Origin of the sequence: Clostridium lapidicellarium, from assembly GCF_041224415.1 — a bacterium.
Classification (GTDB): Bacteria; Bacillota; Clostridia; order Clostridiales; family Clostridiaceae; genus Clostridium_B; species Clostridium_B lapidicellarium.
Window position 1 is genome coordinate 110,293 of the sequence record NZ_JBGFFE010000002.1, and the last position, 23,902, is coordinate 134,194.

The 23,902-nt window shown below is 35.7% G+C and carries 24 protein-coding genes and 1 riboswitch; of the genes, 3 read left to right on the forward strand and 21 right to left on the reverse strand.

Translation table 11 applies throughout. From position 1 onward, the window contains the following. Window positions 1–54: 54 nt before the first annotated feature. The 14 genes from AB8S09_RS02555 to AB8S09_RS02620 form a co-directional block, all read right to left on the reverse strand. Window positions 55–1,230, reverse strand: a complete 1,176-nt coding sequence (locus AB8S09_RS02555; protein ID WP_294181095.1) for a S41 family peptidase — start codon at window positions 1,228–1,230, stop codon at window positions 55–57. Between the two features lie 174 nt (window positions 1,231–1,404). Beyond that, on the reverse strand, window positions 1,405–2,295 hold the full coding sequence (gene ftsX, locus AB8S09_RS02560) for a permease-like cell division protein FtsX (RefSeq protein WP_294181097.1): 891 nt from the start codon (window positions 2,293–2,295) through the stop codon (window positions 1,405–1,407). Beyond that, window positions 2,285–2,971 carry a cell division ATP-binding protein FtsE gene (gene ftsE, locus AB8S09_RS02565; RefSeq protein ID WP_294181099.1) on the reverse strand — a complete coding sequence of 229 codons (687 nt, stop codon included), beginning with the start codon at window positions 2,969–2,971 and terminating at the stop codon, window positions 2,285–2,287. The genes ftsX and ftsE overlap by 11 nt, the downstream gene beginning before the upstream one ends. A 177-nt stretch (window positions 2,972–3,148) precedes the next feature. After that, window positions 3,149–4,090, reverse strand: coding sequence for a transketolase family protein (locus AB8S09_RS02570; RefSeq protein WP_294181101.1), 942 nt, complete (start codon window positions 4,088–4,090; stop codon window positions 3,149–3,151). Further along, entirely contained in the window at window positions 4,090–4,914 is an 825-nt protein-coding gene (locus tag AB8S09_RS02575; RefSeq protein WP_294181103.1) for a transketolase, read from the reverse strand. The genes AB8S09_RS02570 and AB8S09_RS02575 overlap by 1 nt, the downstream gene beginning before the upstream one ends. 217 nt (window positions 4,915–5,131) lie before the next feature. After that, on the reverse strand, window positions 5,132–5,482 hold the full coding sequence (locus AB8S09_RS02580; RefSeq protein WP_150356746.1) for a type II toxin-antitoxin system PemK/MazF family toxin: 351 nt from the start codon (window positions 5,480–5,482) through the stop codon (window positions 5,132–5,134). Further along, window positions 5,442–5,762 carry a CopG family transcriptional regulator gene (locus tag AB8S09_RS02585; RefSeq protein WP_294181115.1) on the reverse strand — a complete coding sequence of 107 codons (321 nt, stop codon included), beginning with the start codon at window positions 5,760–5,762 and terminating at the stop codon, window positions 5,442–5,444. Before AB8S09_RS02585 ends, AB8S09_RS02580 begins: the two co-directional genes overlap by 41 nt. Window positions 5,763–6,320: 558 nt before the next feature. Further along, on the reverse strand, window positions 6,321–7,487 hold the full coding sequence (gene alr, locus AB8S09_RS02590; protein WP_294181117.1) for an alanine racemase: 1,167 nt from the start codon (window positions 7,485–7,487) through the stop codon (window positions 6,321–6,323). A 105-nt stretch (window positions 7,488–7,592) separates the two neighbouring features. Further along, window positions 7,593–8,201 carry a germination lipoprotein GerS-related protein gene (locus AB8S09_RS02595; RefSeq protein ID WP_294181119.1) on the reverse strand — a complete coding sequence of 203 codons (609 nt, stop codon included), beginning with the start codon at window positions 8,199–8,201 and terminating at the stop codon, window positions 7,593–7,595. Window positions 8,202–8,284: 83 nt separating this feature from the next. Then, the gene (locus tag AB8S09_RS02600) at window positions 8,285–9,784 is read right to left on the reverse strand and encodes an NAD(P)H-hydrate dehydratase (RefSeq protein WP_369868454.1); all 1,500 of its coding nucleotides are present in this window, start codon (window positions 9,782–9,784) and stop codon (window positions 8,285–8,287) included. After that, window positions 9,744–10,160 carry a holo-ACP synthase gene (gene acpS, locus AB8S09_RS02605; protein ID WP_294181123.1) on the reverse strand — a complete coding sequence of 139 codons (417 nt, stop codon included), beginning with the start codon at window positions 10,158–10,160 and terminating at the stop codon, window positions 9,744–9,746. Before acpS ends, AB8S09_RS02600 begins: the two co-directional genes overlap by 41 nt. A 127-nt stretch (window positions 10,161–10,287) precedes the next feature. Next, the gene (locus AB8S09_RS02610) at window positions 10,288–10,635 is read right to left on the reverse strand and encodes a DUF6514 family protein (protein ID WP_294181125.1); all 348 of its coding nucleotides are present in this window, start codon (window positions 10,633–10,635) and stop codon (window positions 10,288–10,290) included. Between the two features lie 274 nt (window positions 10,636–10,909). After that, on the reverse strand, window positions 10,910–11,614 hold the full coding sequence (gene sleB, locus AB8S09_RS02615; RefSeq protein ID WP_294181127.1) for a spore cortex-lytic enzyme: 705 nt from the start codon (window positions 11,612–11,614) through the stop codon (window positions 10,910–10,912). 214 nt (window positions 11,615–11,828) lie between these two features. Further along, entirely contained in the window at window positions 11,829–13,091 is a 1,263-nt protein-coding gene (locus AB8S09_RS02620; RefSeq protein ID WP_294181129.1) for a magnesium transporter MgtE N-terminal domain-containing protein, read from the reverse strand. 225 nt (window positions 13,092–13,316) lie between these two features. Next, window positions 13,317–13,487: riboswitch (M-box (ykoK) riboswitch) on the reverse strand. Window positions 13,488–13,956: 469 nt separating this feature from the next. Here AB8S09_RS02620 and AB8S09_RS02625 point away from each other — a divergent pair. Then, a complete protein-coding gene (locus tag AB8S09_RS02625) occupies window positions 13,957–15,783 on the forward strand; it encodes a YgiQ family radical SAM protein (protein WP_369868455.1) in 1,827 nt (608 codons plus the stop codon). A 17-nt stretch (window positions 15,784–15,800) separates the two neighbouring features. On the opposite strand, the gene AB8S09_RS02630 is transcribed toward AB8S09_RS02625, so the two are convergent. From AB8S09_RS02630 to AB8S09_RS02645, 4 genes are all read right to left on the reverse strand, one after another. Then, window positions 15,801–16,466 (reverse strand): hypothetical protein, encoded by a 666-nt coding sequence (locus AB8S09_RS02630; RefSeq protein ID WP_294181131.1) that lies wholly within the window; start codon window positions 16,464–16,466, stop codon window positions 15,801–15,803. Between the two features lie 80 nt (window positions 16,467–16,546). Beyond that, window positions 16,547–17,455 carry a YegS/Rv2252/BmrU family lipid kinase gene (locus tag AB8S09_RS02635; RefSeq protein ID WP_294181133.1) on the reverse strand — a complete coding sequence of 303 codons (909 nt, stop codon included), beginning with the start codon at window positions 17,453–17,455 and terminating at the stop codon, window positions 16,547–16,549. A 139-nt stretch (window positions 17,456–17,594) separates the two neighbouring features. After that, window positions 17,595–18,017, reverse strand: a complete 423-nt coding sequence (locus AB8S09_RS02640) for a CBS domain-containing protein (RefSeq protein ID WP_294181135.1) — start codon at window positions 18,015–18,017, stop codon at window positions 17,595–17,597. Between the two features lie 57 nt (window positions 18,018–18,074). After that, window positions 18,075–18,752, reverse strand: coding sequence for a TVP38/TMEM64 family protein (locus AB8S09_RS02645; protein ID WP_294181137.1), 678 nt, complete (start codon window positions 18,750–18,752; stop codon window positions 18,075–18,077). Between the two features lie 223 nt (window positions 18,753–18,975). Here AB8S09_RS02645 and pssA point away from each other — a divergent pair, with 223 nt between their 5' ends. Beyond that, window positions 18,976–19,503 (forward strand): CDP-diacylglycerol--serine O-phosphatidyltransferase, encoded by a 528-nt coding sequence (pssA, locus tag AB8S09_RS02650; RefSeq protein ID WP_294181139.1) that lies wholly within the window; start codon window positions 18,976–18,978, stop codon window positions 19,501–19,503. Between the two features lie 38 nt (window positions 19,504–19,541). Here the strand turns inward: pssA and AB8S09_RS02655 are convergent, their stop codons facing one another. The 3 genes from AB8S09_RS02655 to ppx all read right to left on the reverse strand — a co-directional run bounded on the left by AB8S09_RS02655 (window position 19,542) and on the right by ppx (window position 22,137). Further along, the gene (locus tag AB8S09_RS02655) at window positions 19,542–19,916 is read right to left on the reverse strand and encodes a hypothetical protein (protein WP_369868498.1); all 375 of its coding nucleotides are present in this window, start codon (window positions 19,914–19,916) and stop codon (window positions 19,542–19,544) included. 65 nt (window positions 19,917–19,981) lie between these two features. Beyond that, a complete protein-coding gene (locus AB8S09_RS02660) occupies window positions 19,982–20,548 on the reverse strand; it encodes a hypothetical protein (protein ID WP_369868456.1) in 567 nt (188 codons plus the stop codon). An 86-nt stretch (window positions 20,549–20,634) separates the two neighbouring features. Then, a complete protein-coding gene (gene ppx, locus AB8S09_RS02665) occupies window positions 20,635–22,137 on the reverse strand; it encodes an exopolyphosphatase (protein WP_369868457.1) in 1,503 nt (500 codons plus the stop codon). Window positions 22,138–22,360: 223 nt separating this feature from the next. On the opposite strand from ppx, the gene AB8S09_RS02670 reads away from it, so the two are divergent. Beyond that, window positions 22,361–23,902 (forward strand): Ppx/GppA phosphatase family protein, encoded by a 1,542-nt coding sequence (locus AB8S09_RS02670; RefSeq protein WP_294181147.1) that lies wholly within the window; start codon window positions 22,361–22,363, stop codon window positions 23,900–23,902.

Below are 23,902 nucleotides of genomic sequence, written 5' to 3' on the forward strand. Positions count from 1 at the left end.
ATCTCAAATATATTATAATTATATATTCACCTATCGTCAAAAATATCAAAGCATTTATTTCACTTTATTTTTTGCTATTTCCAAAGCTTTACTAAATTGTGGATCTTTATTTCTGTCATAAGGTGAATTTCTGAGAGATTCCGGGTATTCAACTTTGACATCGGGTTTTATTCCCTTCTTGTGTATATTTTCACCATTTGGAGTATAGTATTTAGATATGGTAACCTTGAGTGCAGTTCCATTGCCAGTATCCAGCACGGTCTGGACAACACCTTTTCCATAAGTTTTTTCTCCAACTAAAGTTCCAATTTTATAATCTCTCACCGCACCTGAAAATATTTCTGAAGCACTGGCTGTATTGCCGTTGGTAAGCACAGTTAAGGGCAGATTATTGAAATCACCGCCTTTTGATTTGTATTCTTTTTTATTATTATATTTATCTATCGTAGAAACTATTACCTTGTTTTTTGGCACAAAGTTGGAAACCATATCCACACATTGATCCAGAAGTCCTCCCGGGTTATCCCTCAAGTCCAATATCAGGGATTTCATGCCCTGGTTCTTTAGTTCGTCTAATTTATTCTTAAAGCTCTTGGCAGTGTTTTCATCAAACATAGACACCTGTATGTATCCCACATTGCCCTGGAGCATTTCACCCGTCACAGTAGAAATATTTATTTTTTGTCTGTTTACCTTCACGTCAAAATTACCTTTGTTTTTTCTGTAAAGTGTAAGAGTAACCTCCGTGTTTTCCTCGCCTTTCATAAGTGACACGGCTTTATTTAGATCTTTTCCATTTACTGTAATTCCATTTACTTTTTGAATTATGTCATTTGCAATTATTCCTGCTTTTTTGGAAGGTGAACCTTCAAACACGCTCATTACAACAATTTTATTGTTCTTAGACGTAACCTGAATTCCTATTCCGCTGTAATTGCCCTCAGTTTGAACATTGAAATCATCATATTCTTTTTTGTTCATAAATACAGTATAGGGATCATTCAACGATGAAGTCATTCCCTTAATGGCTCCCTCAACCAATGTATTGTCGTTTATAGGTCCATCGTAATATTTATATAATTGGTTTCTAACTTCAAATAACTTTGAAAATTCTCCCATTACATTGCCCTGGGTATTTTTTATAAAATTAGTAGTTCCGAACATTGTAAGAATATTGGTCACAAGTACAATTGCTACAGTCCATGCTATCCATTTCTTTTTACTTTTCAAACTATACACCTCGTTTTCTGAAACATTCACTATATAGTATAGTATTTATGTAAATCTTAAATAATTATAACACTAAAGAAAATAAATTTGCGAAAATATTTGTAAATACTTTTACAATAAAAAACTCAAAGGTTGTTTCAAAGAAACTTTGAAACAACCTTTTCAGCCAATAATTTAAACATTTAAGAACTTTCTAATGGACATTACACTTCCTGCCGCACCTATTACCATACCTGCCAGTACAAATAGTCCAAGTGCCGTGGTAATCACATACTGCGGACTTATCAACTGCATCATTATAAATGCAGCCGATGCCTTGACATAAACCATTCTATACAGATAGTACAATACCAGATTTGCCACAATTGCTCCTGTCATACCAATTATAATACCCTCTATAATAAAGGGCCACCTTATGAACCAATCTGTAGCTCCGATATACTTCATTATACCTACTTCTTTTCTTCTGGAGTAAACTGTCAGCTTTATGGTGTTTCCTATCAAAAACAGTGAAACTCCTATGAGCAGAATGAATATAATGCTTCCCACCCATTTTATGGTCCTGGTTATAGTTATAATCTTGTCTACTACGCCTCTTCCGTCCTGAATACTGTATATCCCCGGCATTCCTCTTATACTGCCAACCACTTTGGATATGATTTCTGGCTTCTCCACTTTAACTACGTATGAACTTGGAATCGGATTGTCCTTGTCAAGTCCTTCCACCAAAGATTTATTCTGTTCTCCCAGTTGATTCTTAAATTTGCTCAACGCCTCGGATTTTGTCTCGTAATCAAGACTAACTACACCATCTATACTTTTTATCTTGTTTTCAATATTCCTTTTTTGAGGCACAGTTATTTTATCTTCCAAATAAACTTTTGCCTCCACTTTGGATTGTATCTCCACTACACCCTGTTTTATATTCAACATTGTAAGCATGGATATCCCGAATATAAAAAGTGTAGCTGCTACTGTAGCCGCTGCTGCTATACTTATAGTCTTATTCCTCTTTAAACTTCTGAATGCATCCTTTATAAAAAAACCCATGGTACTAATCCTCATCGCCGTATGTACCCCCTTGCTCGTCTCTTACAATAATACCTTTCTCTATTGCTATAACTCTCTTTCTCATAGCATTTACTATATCACTCGCGTGGGTTGCCATTAATACCGTGGTTCCAGCATGATTTATGTCATTTATAGTTTCCATTATATCCATAGAAGTGTCCGGATCCAAATTTCCCGTAGGCTCATCGGCTATTAATACAGATGGATTGTTTACTATGGCTCTCGCAAGAGAAATTCTCTGCTGCTCTCCACCTGAAAGCTCATGGGGAAAAGATTTATACTTGTTAGCTAGTCCAACCAGGGATAATACAATAGGAACTTTTTTTCTTATTTCTTTCAAGGGTGCTTCAATCACTCTCATCGCAAAAGCTACATTCTCATAGACATTGAGAGTTGGTATCAGTCTGAAATCTTGGAAAACAACACCCAACCTTCTTCTGTATAAAGGTATCTGGCTTCTCTTGAGTTTTGTGATGTCTACATTATTAACTATCACATTTCCAGTTGTAGGTTCAATTTCTTTTAAAAGAGTTTTTACAAATGTAGTTTTACCTGCACCGCTGGGTCCAACTAAAAATACAAACTCTCCCTTGTGGATGTTCAGGTTTATATTGGACAATGCAAATAAATTGTTGTTATAAACCTTGCTCACATTTTTAAATTGTATCATCTAAACCTCTCCTTAATATTTTAACAAGTTTCCAAGCTTGCCTGTTACATCAAACATTATATCATAATAATATGGAAAACCAAAAGTTAATTATATGAAATTAACGATAAACAAGCCATTCCTGGCAAAATCAAAGAAGAGGTGCTTTCCAGTAAAACACCTCTTCTTTGCTCAGATTTATTTTAGGGACATTCCCTTTTTAACAGCCTTGACTATATCGTCACCCGTCAGTCCATAGGCTTTTAGAAGCTCATCCGGTTTTCCACTCTCTCCAAAAGTATCTTTAATTCCCACTCTTATAACCGGTGTGGGCGAATTTTCACTTAATACCTCGCATACAGCAGAGCCAAGCCCACCTATAATGCTGTGCTCTTCTGCAGTTATAACCACTCCCGTTTTTCTTGCAATATCAACTATTGCCTCTTTATCTATCGGTTTTATCGTATGTACATTTAAAACTGACACCTTTATTCCCTCTTCAGCCAGGGTATTGTATGCTTCCAGTGCAGCATCTACCATTATTCCGGTGGCAATTATTGCCGCATCTTTTCCTTCCCGCATCTTTATGGCCTTTCCTATTTCAAAGTTATAATTCCTGCTGTCATTTATAATGGAGACCTTGGATCTCCCAAGTCTTACATAACAGGGGCCTTTTATACTGGCTACAGCTTTAACTGCAGCTTCCGCTTCAACTGCATCACTTGGACAAATAACTGTCATATTTGGAATACTTCTCATAAGAGATATATCTTCTACGGACTGGTGCGAAGCTCCATCTTCACCAACAGTAAGCCCTGCATGAGTAGCACATATCTTAACGTTTAAATTCGGATAACATATTGAGTTCCTTATCTGCTCAAATGCCCTTCCCGTAGCAAATATTGCAAAAGTGCTTACAAAAGGTATTTTGTCACAGGTGGATATTCCAGCTGCCACAGCCATCATGTTGGCCTCTGCTATTCCCATATCCATAAACCTCTCAGGATAGACTTTCTTAAATTCAGCGGTTTTGGTTGATTTTGAAAGATCTGCATCAAAGACCACTATTTTTTCATTTTCAGCTCCCAATTCTACAAGTGCTTTTCCATAAGCCTCCCGGGTTGCTATTTTATTCAACATTACTCTTCATCTCCTATATCTTTTAGTGCTCTCTCACACTGATCTATATTAGGTGCAGAACCGTGCCATCCTACCTGGTTCTCCATAAAGGACACCCCTTTTCCCTTAATGGTTTTACAAATTATAACAGTGGGACTGCCCTCAGTCGATTTTGCCTCTTCAATAGCATCTATAATCTGCTCAAAATCGTGTCCGTCCACTTCTATAACATGCCACCTGAAGGCTTTAAATTTTTCCCCAATAGGATAGGCAGACATAACCTCTTCACAGGTACCGTCTATCTGAAGTCCGTTTGCATCTATAAAAGCCGTCAAATTATCAAGTTTATAATGGGCTGCGGCCATAGAAGCTTCCCAAACTTCACCCTCTTCCAGTTCTCCATCTCCAAGCAGTGTATAAACCCTATAATTTCTCTTATCAATCTTGCCCCCAAGAGCCATTCCAACAGCTGCAGATATTCCCTGTCCTAGAGAACCCGTAGACATATCGACTCCCGGAACTTCATTCATATTAGGATGTCCCTGAAGCATGGATCCAAGTTTCCTAAGAGTTTTAAGTTCTTCCAGGCCAAAATACCCTCTTCTGGCAAGAGTGCTGTACAGCACCGGGGCTGCATGTCCTTTCGATAATACAAATCTATCCCTGTCCAAATCTCTAGTATTTTCAGGATCAATATTCATTTCATAAAAATATAGTGTAGTTAAAATTTCCACTGCAGATAATGAACCTCCCGGATGACCTGAACCCGCTTTCGTCAACATTTTGATTATATCTTTTCTTATGTTTGAAGCAATTTTTTTAAGTTCATCTATGTTTTTTTTCACAATTTTTACCTCCTATGCTCCTAATAAAAACTTCAATTTTATTCTACCACAAAATACAAAATTTCACTTTTTGAACTAACTATATAAATCAGTATAAAACTTCACCCCTGTGTTTAAAACACCGGGGCTTATAATCAACAACAAAACCTGAACATCCAGGTTCTCCGTTAAAATTAAAATTATAGGGAATTATAAGCTATTGAGTTCAACTGTAAAACTATTGGAGCCCAATACTTACCAAAAGTGCATTATCTACTTTCTTCATATCACTATCTGTCATATGACCAATTTTTTCTTTCAATCTTCTTTTATCTAAAGTTCTTATCTGTTCCAGCAACACAACCGAATCCTTATTGAGTCCATAGGCCTCTGAAGATATCTCCACGTGAGTCGGAAGTTTTGCTTTATTTATCTGGGAAGTAATAGCTGCAACAATTACGGTAGGGCTGTACTTATTACCAACATCATTTTGTATGATAATAACAGGCCTCACTCCTCCTTGTTCGGACCCAACTACAGGGCTTAAATCAGCATAAAATATATCTCCTCTTTTCACTATTGTCGTCATCTGGCAAATCACTCTCCGAAAGCTTCGCTTCATATTCTTTTAATTCTTTTATGTCACTTGCAAAGCCCATTTCTGAAAATTCAAGATTAAGCTGTGCCATTTCCCTATATCCTTTTTCCATTTCTGATATTTTATTTAGCCTTTTTTTCTCACTAATATATAATATGATAACTTCCCTAATAAATTCACTCCTTTTTTTGCAATCTTCCTTAAGTGCTTTATTAAATTCATTATATAGTGTTTCTGAGAGGTCTATTACTAATCTTTTAGAATTTGACATATACAAATTAATACCTCCTATTACCCTAAGCAAAATATATACAAGCTCATTATAGTACCAAATCCGCAGCTCTGTCAAAAAAAAATTCATTGTCCTACGCTTGTATTTTTTTACACGGGAGTCTTTATCTCTATAATTATTCTAATACAGCTCTTCAAATATCTTCATTTAAGCTTATTATAATTTATATGTAAAAATCAATAGATATTAATTTAATATTGTATGTATCAATCTTTATATTTTATTGGAAAAATCAATATTAATCAGGCATTAACCAATCCAAATAATTATGTAATTCACATATTATTATATTATACCAATTTTTAAATTTATATTCACAATATTGTCATATATGAAATCATTGTATGTAAATATACTACATAATTATTAATTTACAATAAAAGGTTTTTGCAAATGCACCGTATAAATTTCCATATGTAATTTTCACCTAAAACTCAAGCAAATTATTATTTTCAATCAGTCAAAAAAGCATATGACAGAATTGCCAATATCGCCTGCTTACCAGAATAGTAAGCAGACAAACATCTACCATCAAAATTATCTGATCAGATAATTCTTAACTTTTACCACTTTCCCATTTTTTACATACACTCTTGGTACTCTCTTGCTCACCATACAGAGCACTTCATAGCTTATAGTTCCGAGGATTCTGGCTATATCCTCAGCATCAAATTTGAGTCCATCTTTCTCCCCCATAAGAATAACTTCATCCCCTGGATTGACATCTCCCACATCGGTAACATCAACCATGCACTGATCCATGCATATGTTTCCAACTACAGGAGCAAATTTCCCATTTATTATGACTTTCGCCTTTCCAAATAATCTCCTGGTGTAACCATCTGCATATCCTACCGGCAAAGTAGCAATCACACTTTTTCTTCCGGCTTTAAATTTTCTTCCATAACCTACATACTGTCCAGTTTCCAGTGTCTTTACATGAACAACATTGGCTTTCAAAGTCATGAGAGGCTTTACACTCAGCTGATTCTTGTCCACTTCAGAGGAAGGATAATAACCATAGATTATTATTCCGGGTCTGCAGGCATCACAATAGGTGTCAGGCAGTTCCATTATGGCAGCACTGTTAGCTATATCCCTCATATTTATCTTTATATTCCTGTCCAGTAGTTTTTTATAAAACAGCTTATATTTTTCAAACTGTTCGCCAGAATAGGTTTTATCCAGTTCATCTGCAGTAGCAAAATGTGAAAACAAGCTTTGTATTTCTATATTGGGCAGCTGGCTTATCTTGTAAATTTCATCTACGCTGTTATCATTTATCAAAAATCCTATTCTACCCATACCAGTATCCACAGCAATGTGTATCCTGGCAATCTTTCCCTTATCTGCAGCCGCCCTAGACAGCTGACATGCATATTCATAGGAAGGAGCTATGGACTCCACGTCATAATCCACGACATCATCAATAAGCGTATGCGGCACTATGCCAAGTATCATTATAGGTGACTTTATCCCATTTTGCCTAAGCTCTACGGCTTCATCCAGAACAGCCACTGCCAGCCTTTCCACTCCATTTTCAAGAAGAACCTGTGAAACCTCAACTGCCCCGTGTCCGTAGGCATCAGCCTTCACCACTCCTATTAATTGCCTATCGCCCACTTTTGATTTTATTTGACCTATGTTATATGTAAGATTATCTAAATTAACTTCCTCCCACACCGGTCTATAATTTCTAAACATCTATACATCACCTCTACATATAATTGAAAGAAAATAAATAATTTTAATACATTGATTTAATTATATACCATTTCAGCAAATATTGTGAGTACAATTACTTCAATATCAATTTATTTTAAAAATATCCGCATTCATTTCCACATTTGCTTTAAAGTCGGTATATTCCACTTCTATCCTGTTTCTGCCGGTGGAATCAAATATTTTCAGGTAAGTGGGAATATTGTGTTTCAAATCTATATACAACTCAGCCCTGTTTATATTTTTATTATTACCAGGTATGTCCAAATGTACAACCTGATATTGGAGATCATTTATCTTTTTGAAAGAATTATCGATCTTCTCGTTAGTATACAGCAGTGATATATATTCTCCTATAAAACAAAATTTAAACAGGCTGTTAAAATTCTTTTTCATACTGTATTTATCACTGTTGTCAGTATTCTTGACAAATATCCTGTTTCCACTGTATACAATTACTCTGTCCCTGTCCAGATCAAACCTCTCTCCATATCTACTGTCATAGTACTGCCTGCCGCTGTAACTTATCTGCTGTTTATCATTCTTTATCTTTATATTCACATTACAGCTGTAACTGTCCAGGTCCTTTAAATAATATATTATCTTTTCCGTATTCTGTATATCTCTATCATGAAATAAAAAAATAGTAAGTAAAACAAAAAATACAACAGCTATACCTATTAGCAGCTTTTTCACGCCGTCCTCCTAGTTTTTAAAGAGCTTTATTATTAATTTATTCTACTGTATCTCCTTATATTACTATTTTTTTATTACATTTTTTAACGCATCAATTCTTTTATGGAAAATGGAAGTTCCTTCAGAACATGGCCGGCATTCACACAGAACATGTATCGGGATAATTTCTCTCCGGAATACCCATGCACAAAAGCAGCTATGCAAGCTGCCTCAAAGAGATCATATTTTTGGGCTGCAAAGGATGCTATAATTCCCGTAAGGCAATCTCCCATACCCCCTGAGGCCATGGATGAATTCCCCTCAGGGTTCACAGCTACTCTCTCTCCATCTGTAATAACAGTATTGTATCCCTTCAGGAGAACAATTACGCCGTTTTGAGCTGCAAAATTTTTAGCTACCTCTATCCTGTTTTTTTCTATATATCCTATATCAAATCCGGTTATTCTAGCCATCTCCCCAAGATGAGGAGTCAATACTGCCTTGCACTTCTTATCCCTCAATATCTGCAAATTTCCCTTTAATACATTTACACCGTCCGCATCGATAACTACATTTTTTCCGGGAATATTCAAAATGCTGGCAACAATATCCAGCGTCCTGTCATTTGCTCCCATACCCGGTCCTATGGCAATAGCATCACTTTTTTCCACTGCTTTTTTCATACTTGAATCATCTTCCAGCTGTATTGTCATTCCCTCTACCAGTTTTGAACTCAGTATTTGCTGTATATTTTTGTAGCAGCCCAAGGTGACAAGCCCTGCACCGCTTCTTACAGCTCCCTGGGTGCATATATAAGCAGCCCCGGTAAATCCCTGGGAACCTGCTATAACAAGTACTCTGCCGTAGTCGCCTTTGTGTCCGAGTTTATTCCTCTTTTTCAACCTTTCCCCCACAAAATCTTTATCCATTATAAATTCGGGACCAATAAATTTTTTAATGGCAATTTCCGGAATCCCTATATCCTCCACTACCACTTCTCCCGTAAATTCATCGCTCCCATATCTGAGAAAACCCTTCTTATACAACTGAAATGTAACAGTTTTATCGGCCTTTACACAGTTGCCCATAGTTTCTCCCGTATTTCCGTTAAGTCCGGAAGGAACATCAATTGATACAGTATATTTGCTCTTCTCATTTATCAATGATATGACGGAATCCTGTATTCCACGTATGTTTCTAGAGATTCCCGTGCCAAATATGCCGTCAATAACTACCTGGCTTTCATCTATGCTCTCCATAAGTTCTGCTATATCTTCTAAAGAGCTAACCTTGTCCAAATCAACATGCAGGGACTTCAGTATATTAAAATTTGTCCGGCATTCTTCACTCATGCCTTCCTCTTTCCCCACCAAAAACACATGAACTTTCTTATTTAAATTGTACAGGTGTCTTGCCACGGCAAAACCGTCCCCGCCGTTGTTCCCCTTTGTACATATTACACAAAAACTGTCATAGTTTTTTAAATCTATATTGTCAACTACTTTTAAAGCTGCATTTTCCATTAAAATGATACTGGGTATCTTTAGCTCATTTATAGTATAATCATCTATCTTCCTGCATATCTCCACTGGTGCTATCCTCAATCTCATCCACCTCCATCACTGCACATGCTACGGCATTATCCACACCATGTGATATACTAAGATGTATTTTATAATTTCCACATTTATTTGCCATCAATTTGGCTTTTCCCTTCAATATTATAGTAGGCTTGCCGGAAGCCGCCCTGTCTATTTCCACTTCTTTGAAGTCAAATCCTCTAAATCCGGTACCAAGTGCTTTTACCACAGCCTCCTTTGCTGCAAATCTTCCAGCTACAAATTCAGGCCTTAAATTTCTGCTCTTGAGATATTCTATTTCATTCTTGCTAAAAATTCTGTCCATAAAATTGGCATGTTTACTAATAGCTTCTTTAATCCTCCTGATTTCAACTATATCCACTCCAATTCCAAATATCAAAATATTACACCTCCATTCAATAACTTAATTATACAGCAATTATCAAATTTTATATTATATTTATTTATTTAATATAATATATAATAAATTAAATTCACACAAAAAAAGAGGATTTCTCCTCCTTTCTCTAATAAGCTATATAATTTATCTGTTTATCAAAATCCAGGATATATTCATCTACATAGTCCCCAATTACATCAACCAGGTGTATAGGAGATACCTGATGATCATACAGCAGCTTCAACAGCTTATGTACTTTATACCTTTCAGGACTTATATTTTCAATGCACTCTCTCTCTACATTTACCAATTTGTTATTCAATATATCCTGTCTCTCAACTTCAATCCCATAGGATTGGACTTGTATAAATTCATTTCTGCATGGAATTGAAATACTTTTTTTAAGCATCCTGTAAAAATATGCGTATTTTTTATCCCCCACTATTTTATTAAAGCTAAAATTCTCAACTATCATAAACATTTCCCCCTGTAATTATTAGCTAATATCATTGACTCAAAAATATATTACCACATAGTTGCAAAAAAATATGTCAGTTCATGATTAGCTGGATTATAAATTATCTCTTATATATGACAATAAAAATCTTTCATCTAACCAGTTAAAAGTATAAATATACTTTTATACTATATATTAACAGTTTTTATTGAAGTTTGCTGTCGAAATTTCATGTATGTTGACTATCTGTTTTTATAAATTTAACATTTGAGCAGGCCGCAGCCCCATCAACTTATCTGCAGAACCTGTGTTTTCCTATGATTTTTATGAGAGGCCTCGACCATATCCACGAGCTGGTAGCCGTTGCAGGATTGAAATAATATATGGCCCCATCAGAAGGATCCCAGCCATTTAACGCATCTCTGGCCGCATTTATAGAACTTTGTTCCATATTTGCATGTATCTGACCGTCCACTATAGCTGTAAATGCTCCCGGCTGATATATGACCCCGGGTACAGTGGAGGGAAATCTTGGATCTCTTGTCCTGTTTAATACAACAGCACCTACGGCAACCTGACCTTCATATGGTTCACCTCTCGCCTCCCCGTTTATCAGGCGCGCTATAAGTATTACACTCTGGTTACTGCTTTCACTTCCGGAAGAAGTACTTCCACTGGAAACATTTATGCCCAAGGCTGCCAATGTGGCATCCCCCGCCACTCCGTCGGAAGTCAAACCATTCTTGGATTGAAAATATTTTACGGCAGTGTAGGTCTGGTACCCATAGGCCCCGTCCACACTTCCATTATAATATCCCCAGTTTTTAAGTTTTGTCTGTATCTGTGTCACCACGTTTCCCTTAGAGCCATAGGAATATGCTATAGCTTTCACCGCGTTGTCATAGGGAAGTAAAAACAAAGAAGTGGATATATATGTGAACAATATGGCAAGTATCATTGCCAATCTTGTTTTAAAATTCACAGACTTTCCGCCCATATGACCATCTCTCCTTTAGTATTTAAACTTGTAATTTACCTTTACGTGAACATAGTTTATGCACAAATACAATAAAAAATACATAGGGAATAGTCAATAAAAAGCAAAATAAATGTGTTTCAACAAGACCCCGTTTAATAATCACAAGCCTTGTCAAAACACATTTCCCGTGCAATATTTTTTTAGAAAGCCATCTACAGCAACTTCCACAGATTTACCCAACCATTCTCAACCTCTTTTTCCAACTAGGTATCAACACATCTTCCACAATATCATTTATTACCACTATACCGCATAATTTTTCCTCATCATTCACTACAGGAATGGAAAGTAAATCGTACTTGGAACAATTTTCTATAGCCTTGCTTATATTTTCATTGTGATTTACACTAATTACATCATTTTCCATAATTTCTTTCAATTTAGACTTACCGTCGGACAGCAAAAGACTTTTTAAGGACACAACTCCCTGAAGTCTTTCCTTATCATCTATAATATATACATAATAGGAAATTTCATCTTCCGGATCAATTTCTCTAAACAGCTCAACAGTTTCATCGACAGTTATATTTATATTGAAGGAAATAAAGTCTTTCTTCATAATACTTCCAATTGTTTCTTCCTTATAATTCATAAGAGTCTTCACTTCATCGGCATCTTTTTTTTTCATGTTCAAAAGCATTTTTTCTGCCGTATCCTCATCAACTTCGTCCAAAATATCTGCAATCTCATCCTTGGGCATGTTAAACAATACCTCATCTCTTTTAGATTCACTCAGATTTTCCAGAATATTCGCCTGTATTTTGGGCTGTATTTCCTCAAGCGTATCTGTCGCCAAGTTTTCATCCAGATTTTCAAATACCTTTTTCCTGTAGTTTACATCCATGTCTTCCAGTATATCTGCCAAATCCGCAGGATGAAGTTTTGACAATTTCTTATAGGGAACTGAAAGCTTTAAATTGTTGTTTACCATATCCAGAGCTTCTACATTGTCCCAGATTATAAGACTATCTTCTGCTTTTCTGTTAAATATGCCATAAAATTTTTTTATAATATTTTCGATGCCGAATCTTCTTCCGAGAGCCAAAATACCTGTATCAACAGCTACAACCCTGTACTCTCCCGCTATCTTTGCAATCCTCAAATCATTGACTCTTACCAGCTTTTTTCCATTTATGTCCACAATCTGCTTATCCAAAAGATGTTTTGACAAAAGGTATGAATAACTCTGAACTATTATTCCCCTCATGCCCTCAACTTTAATAGTAACTTTATTGTTATCTTCGTAAAAATCTATATTCTTGCATTCACAATCTGATATTTCCGAGCCATCCTTTATCCTGTACCCTATAGCTCTTGGCATTCCATGATCAGTAGATACATATATATCTACAAGTTTCCCAACGTACTCGTTGAATTCATCATAGACTTTCCTATAAAGAACTTTGCTCAAGAAGAAACTAGTTAATTTTTTCATAAATATTCCTCCTTTAACTTACGGAGAAATATTCAAACCAAAAATTAAACAGTATCTATTCAAAGTTAAAGTTTAGGAATTTACTCAAATATTCCTCCGCAGATATTTATTAAATTTTGCAATTTGTAAAAAGTCACACCGACCTCCATAAGGTCCGTTATCCATATTAACTACACCACCTAAATTAAAAATTTAAAAAAGAGCCCTTTCGGCTCTCCACATAAACTAAAACTTTTTTCGTCCGAGTTTTAGCACTATATAGCTTAAGATAAAAATTAATCCAGCTGCATTAGATAAAACCTTAATCCGGTAATATCTGTTGACCCATTGGCATCTCTCGATGTTTCCGGGCATCAGCATCTGTCTATATAGGAGCCTCACCTAACATAATAATGCAAGTACATAGTATTATCTTTTATACTATAATTATATTACAAATTCGCCAAAATGCAATAAGCAAATGCTAAATTTATTTATTTTTTGCACGGCAATACCCCTTTACCTTGCCTCACTCATGTTAATTGCAAATATCATGCTTTTTGATTTAAATTTCTCTATACATCCATTATATACTAAACATTCATTTTTGGTACAGTCAGGTCACCCCTGTCGATGACATTTCTGTTAGATCAGTGCAGAAAAGTTCCGAGAAAAGCAGGATGGGCAGGCTTGCCTCCATCAAACACGCCAGGTGGACAGGCAACCCACTGGAAAATGCCGAGAAAAACAAGGTGGACAGGCAACCCCCGGGGGTCATGAACAAATCATGAACAAAAAATGAATAAACTGTAAATAGAACTCTGCAGTCATTAACTCCCTATGTTATAATGAAACCAACAGAAAAAACAGGAATGGAGAATGTAAATTGCATCTAAATAAAAATTTTTTACCCATCAGCAAAGAAGATATGAAATTGAACAACATAAAGCAACTGGATTTTATATTCATAACAGGAGATGCCTATGTAGACCATCCCTCCTTCGGCACCGCAATAATATCCAGGATTTTAGAGAGGGAGGGGTTTAAAGTTGGAATAATAGCCCAGCCAAACTGGAAAAGTGCAGATGATTTCAAAAAGCTTGGAAAACCAAAGCTGGCATTTTTAATTAACTCCGGAAATATGGATTCCATGGTGAACCATTATACTGCCTCAAGGAAAAGAAGGCATGAGGATCTTTACTCCCCAGGAGGAAAATCTGGATACAGACCCGACAGGGCAGTCATAGTATACTGCAACAGGGCTAGAGAAGCCTACAGGGATACCCCCATAATAATAGGAGGAATAGAGGCCAGCTTGAGAAGGTTTGCCCACTACGATTACTGGAGTGACAAAATAAGAAGAAGCATACTTGTAGATTCCAAATCCGATTTGCTTATATATGGAATGGGGGAAAAATCCATAGTACAGATAGCAAATCTGCTGAAATACGGCATGGATATACACGATATCAAAGATATAAGGGGAACTGTGTATTCCTCAAAAGATAAAAACTGTCTGAAAAACTACATAGAGGTACCTTCCTTTGAAAAAGTACTGGAAGATAAAAAATCCTATGGAGAAAGTTTCAAGCTGGAATATCAGGAGCAGGACGCAATAAGAGGTAAAACTCTGGTACAGAAGCATGGAGATCACTATGTCATTCAAAACCCTCCCCAGTATCCATTGACAGAAGAAGAAATGGATATAGTATACAATCTCCCCTATACCAGAACCTATCATCCCGTGTACAAAAAATTGGGAGGAATACCTGCAATTAGAGAAGTGCGTTTTTCCATCACCAGTCATAGAGGATGTTACGGCGGTTGTTCATTTTGCGCCCTGACTTTTCACCAGGGGAGAACTGTACAGAGCAGAAGTGAAAAATCAATAATAGATGAAGCAAAACTTCTCACAACATTAGATGATTTTAAGGGATACATACATGATGTGGGGGGACCTACCGCAAATTTCAGGCACAGGGCCTGCAAAATCCAGGAAAAAGTGGGAGTGTGCAAAAACAGGCAGTGCCTATTTCCCACTCCATGTAAAAATCTCATTGTAGATCACAGGGAATATTCAAATTTATTGAAAAAAATAAGAAAAATACCGGGCATAAAAAAGGTATTTATCCGATCTGGAATAAGATATGACTATTTGATAGAGGATAAAAACACAGATTTCTTCACGGAATTATGCAAATACCACATAAGCGGCCAGCTGAAGGTAGCTCCTGAACATGTGAACGGCAAAGTTCTGGAGCAGATGGGAAAGCCTGGAATGGACGTATACAACAAATTTGTAAAAAAATATTTCGAGATAAACAAAAGGCTTGACAAGAAGCAGTACCTGGTACCCTATCTAATGTCCAGCCATCCCGGCAGCGACCTGGATGCAGCTATAGAACTGGCACTTTATATAAAAAAAATGGGATACACACCCGAACAGGTTCAGGATTTTTATCCCACACCGGGAAGCTTATCCACAACCATGTACTACACTGGCACAAATCCTCTAACCGGCAAGAAAGTCTATGTTCCGAAAAAGCAGAAAGAAAAGAACATGCAGAGGGCTCTTTTACAATTTGCCTTTCCAAGAAACTACAAGCTGGTAAAAGAGGCCTTGATTGCAGCAGGCCGTGAAGACCTGATAGGAAATGATCATAAATGCCTCATCCGGAAAAATCCGCCCAGGACTGGAAAAAGGCATTCTTAGCAGATCTTTCCTGCGGATCAGCCGGAAGCGACTCTCTTTTTGATTTTATTTAGAACATAAATAAAAACGGCGATCCAGCTCATATCACCCAGTATGGGCTGTACTAATATATTTACATTCAAGAACCAGGCTATTAATTCCGCTGAAGTTACAGCTGCAGCAAATACCATCATATATATGCCAAATCTGTTCGGATTGTTTTTGCCCATGAACCCCAGGGAAAAAAACAGCACCAGAGTATTGAACAGCACATATGACCAGTATATGTATGAGTCTTTTGGAAAATTCATCGTATACCCCCATACAAATGGATACTGCTGCACATTCTTTACCACGGCCCCACAATTGTATACGGTAAAGCCGTACAGTACACATAACAGTGCAGATAATATGAAAATATAATGAAACTTGATATTGTCCCTTCTCATAAAAATATAAATCAAAGTAAGCGCTATCATGGGTACGGCAATTAAATTTAGGAAAAAAGGCATCTTAAGCATATATAAATATTTTATATTGTTGTCCAAAAATAAAATAAGGATACAGATATATCTGAACATCATGGCTGTCAAAATAAAGAAGGCCATGATTTTTACTTTACTTGGTAAAAGCTTAGTCCAAACAAGTCCCTTCACAATCATTACAAACATAATAGGCAGCAGACAAATATAAATATAAAACACCAGGTACTCTCCTTCTCACAGCATTCTAATTTATATCTATTAATGTTGCTAGCTTTATATTACTGTTTTCAAATAAAAATTTATATATTTACCTTGGGCTTTGAGCCCATGTTAACTCCCAGAACTTTCATTCCACCTTTTATGCATTCTATCGTAAGCGGAAAATCAGGTCCCCTTTCACCGTCTATATCCGTAACTATACCTTCATCGCACTCTACCTGTATTTTATCAGCTTTAAAATATATGAGACTTTCAGTGTTTTCCAGATGATCTCCCCTCAGCATTTTTATAAAAAGGGTAATAATATCCTTCATTACCCCGGCTTTTACAATTATGACATCCAACAGTCCGTCATCTATTCTGGCTTTATAGGCAAGATTTAAATTTCCAGCGGTTTGGCCGTTGAATGCCAGCATAAGGTACATGTCTCCGTCAAAAAAAGCTGTCTCAGATTTAACCTTCACTTTGAGTTTCCTCAAATTATGAAGCTGTTCCAGACCTTTAACATAGTAAGCCAATTTTCCTATGGTGTTTTTTAAATTTACATCGGTCTTTTGCGACACATCTGTAAATAACCCCGTGCTGGCCACATTCACAAAATATTTGTCATTTACCTTTCCCAAATCCAAATTCTTAGGTTTGCTGTTTATTATCTGCTCACAGGCCTTAGATATATTTCCTGGTATGCCTATAAATTTTGCAAAATCATTGGCAGTCCCCACTGGAAGAATAGCTATCGGTATATCTATGTCCAGTTTTTTCATGTAATTCACTGCAGCATCAACTGTTCCGTCTCCACCTGCTACTAATATGTATTTATAGGTTTCATCCACATCCCCAAAAGCATCTTCCATGTTGACATCAAAACTAATTCTAAAAGGAATTAGTTCATATCCATATTTTTGGTGTATTCTGATCACTTCATCTATGTTAGACATTATAGCATTTTCTCCCGAATATGGATTATAAATAAATTTTACCTTATTCATATTGAACTCTCCTATTTATATACCTATATTTAATAAAATTTCTACTTATATCACCTGATATTATATCACCTAAAGGAATAAATCCACAAGATTACCGATAATTCCTGTGGATTTATTTACAAATTATTAAATTATAACTCTAGGACATACTTGGTTTAGATATATTGCTCAGTGCATCTCCGGCATGATTATTGGACTTGGAGTTAGTGGCCAAATCACCGAGTGAAACCATTCCCACCAGGCAGTCATTTTCAACTACAGGTATTCTCCTTATCTGCCTTTCGCTCATCACTCTGGAAGCATCTTCCACATTCATATCCGGAGAGCCTGTTACGGGATTTGAAGACATTATATCCCTGACTTTTCCCGACTTGTAGTCTCCGCCTTTAACCGAGGATCTTATGGCAATGTCCCTGTCTGTCACAATTCCTATAATTTTATTGTTATCGCATACTGGAACGGCCCCTATATTATTGTGCCGCATAATCTCAGCTGCCCTTTCAATAGTGTCATCGGCATTCAAGCTAACTACCAATTTGGTCATTATATCCTTAACTTTCATTTATAAACACCCCTTTGTAATTTAGATTACATAAAATATTATGTCCTAAATCAGAGGTTATTTTGCCTGTAAATTATTGGTATCCTTGGATTTTTTCTTATGTATGTACAGAGAACAAGAGGCTATCGCAAACAAGACCACTATGGGAAGTATGAATTTGACTGAAAAGGGATCTGCCAGATTTTTCCCCATAAGAGAATAGGCTACCATCTCAGGCAGGGTTCCCAAAAGTGTTCCAAAAATAAAATCCCTGTATTTCATCTTTGTAAGTCCCGCCGCATAGCTCAATGGATCATATGGAAATACAAATGACAGCCGCATTATGGTCATAATTCTAAATCCGTACTGTCCTATATTTTTGTCCAATATCAAAGCCTTTCCCCTTAAAATCCTGTTTACAAAAGAGCGTCCTAAAAATCTTGACAATAGGAAAGCTACGGTAGCAGATCCAAAACATCCAATCATACTCAGCAAAACAGCTATATGGGGATTAAATATGTTTCCGGCAATAATGGACATAAGTGATGCCGGGAATACAATCAGCAATGGTCTTAATGTATACATGACAACGAACATAATGGCAGAAAATTTCCCATAGCTTTGTATATAACTTTTAATTTTATACACATCTATATTGAATATTTTATCTTTATAGATAAACAATAATATCAGGATGCATAAAACCAAAAGGGCAAATATTATAAATTTTACAATATTTTTATCATTAATCTTCATGAATTCCCGACTATCCTTTTTTATAAATACTTTAAAGCCAAATTAAAATTTGAAAACACACTTTTAATAAAAATTTATAAATTTCCAATAAAAAAGAATTATTTACTTAACTATTTTTATGAAATGAGTTATAATTAGCTTATGTAATTATATACTTTTTACTCAATTTAAACAATAAAATTTCTATAAAATAAATTTATGATATTTAAGGAGTGAACCATTTATGGTTAAAATCAAAATAGCTAAAAGTACTGTTCCAAATGCATTTACGCTTGCCAACCTTAGCTGTGGTATAATATCTTTACTGATGTCCTTTGAAGGAAAATATATATTGGCCGGCTCATTTATACTGCTGGCGTGTTTAGCTGATAGATACGATGGAAGAGTTGCAAGATTCCTAAAAGCATCCAGTGATTTGGGTAAAGAGCTTGATTCACTGGCGGATCTAGTTTCTTTTGGTGTAGCACCTTCAGTTCTTGCTTTCAATCTCTATAATTTTTTCACCATGGGTTTATTGGGTTATGTACTGGTATTACTGCTTCCAATATGTGGTGCGTACAGGCTGGCAAGATATAATGTAACTGAGTTTGACGGACAATTCTTTGGTATTCCAATAACTTTTGCAGGTATGTTCATGGCACTTTACTGTCTGATTACATTGAGACATCCTCTTCCTCAGGAAGTTACAATCTTACTTTTAATAGGTCTTTCCTACCTTATGGTGAGCAAACATAGGTTTAAAAAATTTTAACTTTTGATATTCATTATAGAGAAGAATAGGTGTATGGCTTATTCTTCTTTTGTATTCTCATCATACACTTCATCTAAATTATTCAAAAACAGCTCTTCATCTATTTCGGTTTCTATATACTGGGCTTTCATCTTTCCGCTGATGATTTCAGTTCTCATTTTACAGTATTGTTCATACTCCGCAGTAGATTTATCTATAACACCTATAAGTTTGTCAATCACATCGCCTAACTTATCCACTCTATGAAGGGCATCCTTTATTTCCTTTTTATGGGCGGAAGCTATGGAATTCAGTTCTCCTGCTCCCCCTATAAGAAGTCTGTAGCAATTGGTCAATTTAGACAATAAATCCGTCAGGTTGTTTACATCACAATAGTACTCTTCAATTATCTTTCTATGGGACATGCTTATCACCCTGCCCAAAATTCATGATACATTCAACTATACTATTTATATTAAAATTATAATAAATTATAACTTTATACCTCTCTCGCCCTGACCTTTACAGAAAATATTTTTTCGAACAGATTAGATTTATCATTCAGCTTCAAAAATATTTTTTCCAGATTATTTCCCCTCATATCAATGTATAAACATTTTTCTTTTAAATCTATATTTTCAATGGAAGTATTTAATTTATGTGTATGATCCAGGGCATCAGATACCCTGAGAATAGCTATCAGTTCTAAGAGTTTTCTCTTTCTTGCCCCCTCATACAGGCCAATATCACAATCCAAATCCTTCCTGTGGCTTCCTGCAACTATGGACAAGCAATGCCTCAACTCCCAGGGGACATTCTTAAAATTCTCCTCCTGCAATATTATATATTTGGTATGCCGCTGGTGATTTGTCTTGTTTATAAAACATCCTACGTCATGCAAAATTGCACTGCAGCTCAAAAGACTTCCAAAGGTTCCCCTTAAATAAGAATTTTTATTCATTACATCATATATTCGTACAGCAAAATTCTCCACTTTGATCTCATGTTCCATAATATTCTTCACATTGTACTTTTCTGCTGTTTTTAGCACATCGCCAATCTTCATATAATCATATATATTGAGCATATAAAAATCCTTTCATTTAATTTATACACTAAATATAATATGACAGTATTTCATCTGCTATGAACTCATTTTACCAGAAGAACTTTGCCAAATACCTTGTAAAAATAATCTTTGCACTCGTCAATCATACCTATCTCCAGTTGAGACTCTCTCTTTGAAATTATATTCAAAATGATTTTTTCCTTTTCACTCCTGATGTCTATATCCGTCACATTGCCGTCGTAGGCCCTGTCAAGTGATCTTGAAATATAAAATATCAGGGATAATTTTTTTATCATTCCAACATCCTTGGTATCCAAAATTTTTCCAAAATAATCAGACTTTTTAATTTTGCTCTCTTCAAAGTCAGACACAACAAAAGCTGCCATTATCTGTTCCCTGTGAGTGAGTCCGTATATCTTCAGATTTTTAATAATATAGAAAGAATATTTTCTCTGGCTGCCGAAACCCAGTGAAATTCCACAGTCGCTCAGCATAATTGCAGATTTTAATACTTTATAATCATCGTCTTTCATAGGTAATACATCTGAAAAAGCCGAACACAATTTCTCGGCAAAATGCCACACCAGCTTCAAATGATCTTTTGGCAGCCCATAATTATTGACTATATTGCTCAGGGAAAAATTAAGTATGTTCTCGACAAGGGGAGGATAATTTTTTATAAGTTTGCTGTAGATTATCCCCTGTCTCAATCCATTTTCACTGATACACAGTTTATCAGTGCTGCAGTATTTCACTACACCGGCTATGCAGCAGATAGCACCTATGAATATATCCGCCCTGTCTTTGGATATTCCCTTAACTTTCCTGTATTGAGAAATTTCCATATCTTTTAAAGAATTATAAATATTTGCAACATCTTTGGAAGAGATCATATAATTATGAGAATTACTAAAAGGATAATTGATTTTGTTTCTATGTATTTTAGCAACAGTCCTCTGGCTTCCTCCAATACCTACAAGTGTCATGCCCTCAGCTTTTTTAAGCCATTTTATCCCGTCAAAACTAGACACCAGGAAAGATTCCAGTTCTTTTAATTTTTTCTGTTTGTTCCCTTTAAATGATAAAAATTTATCAGTTAGGGTAATAGCACCCATCGGAATACTTATACATTCTTCCATCTTTCTGTTTTTAACCAGTATGAATTCAGTGCTGCTTCCACCTATATCCATTAAAAGAGCAGAGTCAACGTCAATGCTGTTGACCACTGCAAGGTAATCAAAATACGCTTCCTCATTCCCTGAAAGTACCCTTATGTCAATTCCTATTTCCTCTTTTACCCTGCTTATAAACTCCTTTTGATTGGAGGCCCTTCGTACTGCCTCTGTTGCAACTGCTGTTATTTCGGTCACATCATATGAACTGCACAGCCTTTTAAAATGGGACAACGTAATAATTGCCGCTTCAATCTTTTTTTCATCTATGGCCCCTTCAGCTGTCATATCCCTTCCAAGCCTTACTATGGATTTCAATTCATCCACGAGCTGATAATTTCTCCCATTAATGACTTTTACAATAAGAAGTCTCATGGAATTAGAACCAATGTCTATTACAGCTAACTTTTTCATAACTCGTCTCCTTATATAAAATTATAACCAATATAATATATTTATTATACTATATAAGTTTCAAAAATATTTAACAAATATTTGCAACTACCTTTAAGCTTATGTTATTTGCATGTTAAAATCTTGTTAAGATCAAGGTATTCCCCACCCTTAATAAAGTATAATTTAATTGTCTATAATATATAGATGCCAGACTTTAAAATTTGCATTGGAGTTGATTCAAATGAAAAATACTAAATCCTCACAGACGGTAACAGCCATAGATGCAGGTTCCAATTATTTGAGAATGAGTATCGCCGATATAGATCCCGGCGGCCGCATCAATATTCTAGAAGATCTAATCAAACCTACAAATATAGGAAGAGATACCTTCTCAAAAGGTAGGATATCTGTAGATACCATTCACAATACCTGCAATGACATAAAAGGCTTCACACAGGTGATGAAGGATTATAAAATAAGAAATTGCAAGGCCGTATGCACCAGCGGAATACGGGAAGCTGAAAACAAGCAGTATATTTTAGAGCAGGTAAAATTAAGAACGGGAATAAAAATAGAAGATATAAATGTATCACAAGAGCGTTTCTACATGATGAAAGCCCTAAAATACAATATATCTGAATTCAATTTCTTTGATAAAAAAACCACATTGGTGATAAGTATAACAACGGGTTCGGTAGAAGCCTCGATCTTTGAAAATAACAAGTTGAAATTTACGGAGCACATTCAAGCAGGATCCCTCAGGTTGAAAGAGACTTTTATAGGACTGGAAAATAAAATACTGGACTTTTCCAATTTAATGACAGAATACATAGAGAGCAAGCTGTACTGGATAAGGTCCAATACAAAGCATTTGAAAATAGAAAATCTCATAATAATTGGAGGCGAAATACATACAATTGTGAATCTAATCAATCTCCGGGGCAATAATTCCAAAATGAAGAATGTGATACTTAAAAAAGATTTCAAATCGCTGTACAATGAAATCAAAGGCATGACGGAAGAACAAATAATTTTTAAATACAAAATAAGTACCCAGAAAATAAAACTTCTGCTCCCCACAGTACTCCTGTTTAATTGTTTTCTTGAAATGGCAAATACGGATGTGATATACAATCCCGATATAACTTTAAGGCTCGGAGTACTCCAGGATCTTTCGGATAACATCTACAATCTGCCGCGCAGGATAATGCTCACAGATGATATTTTAAGCTCCACAGATCACATTGCCAAAAAATATGGTATTGACAAAACTCACTCGGATTATGTGGGAAAAATCGCACTCTCAATATTTGATCAGACTTCAAGAATTCACAAGATGGGGGAACCGGAAAGGCTGTACCTTCAGGTATCCAGCAAGCTGCATGATGTAGGGCAATTCATAGATACAGTAAACCCTGAAATTCAATCCTACAATATAATAATAAATCAGGACATAATGGGATTTTCATACAGGGAATTGAACATAATAGCCAGCATAGCCAAATATCACTGGGACATAATACCAAAAGAAACAGATTATAATTATTCGATCTTAAATTCCAAAGACAAGATGATTACATCCATGCTGTCCGCCATTTTAAAATTATCCGAAGCACTTGATACATCCCATCTGCAGAAAATAACGGATATAAAACTTACAAGAAGCAGCGATACATTATTTTTCAATATAGCATCAAAAAAAGACATAAGCCTTGAAGAATGGGCTTTTAATGGTAAAGCAAACTTTTTCCAGGAAGTCTTCGGCTTAAAACCAACAATTTAA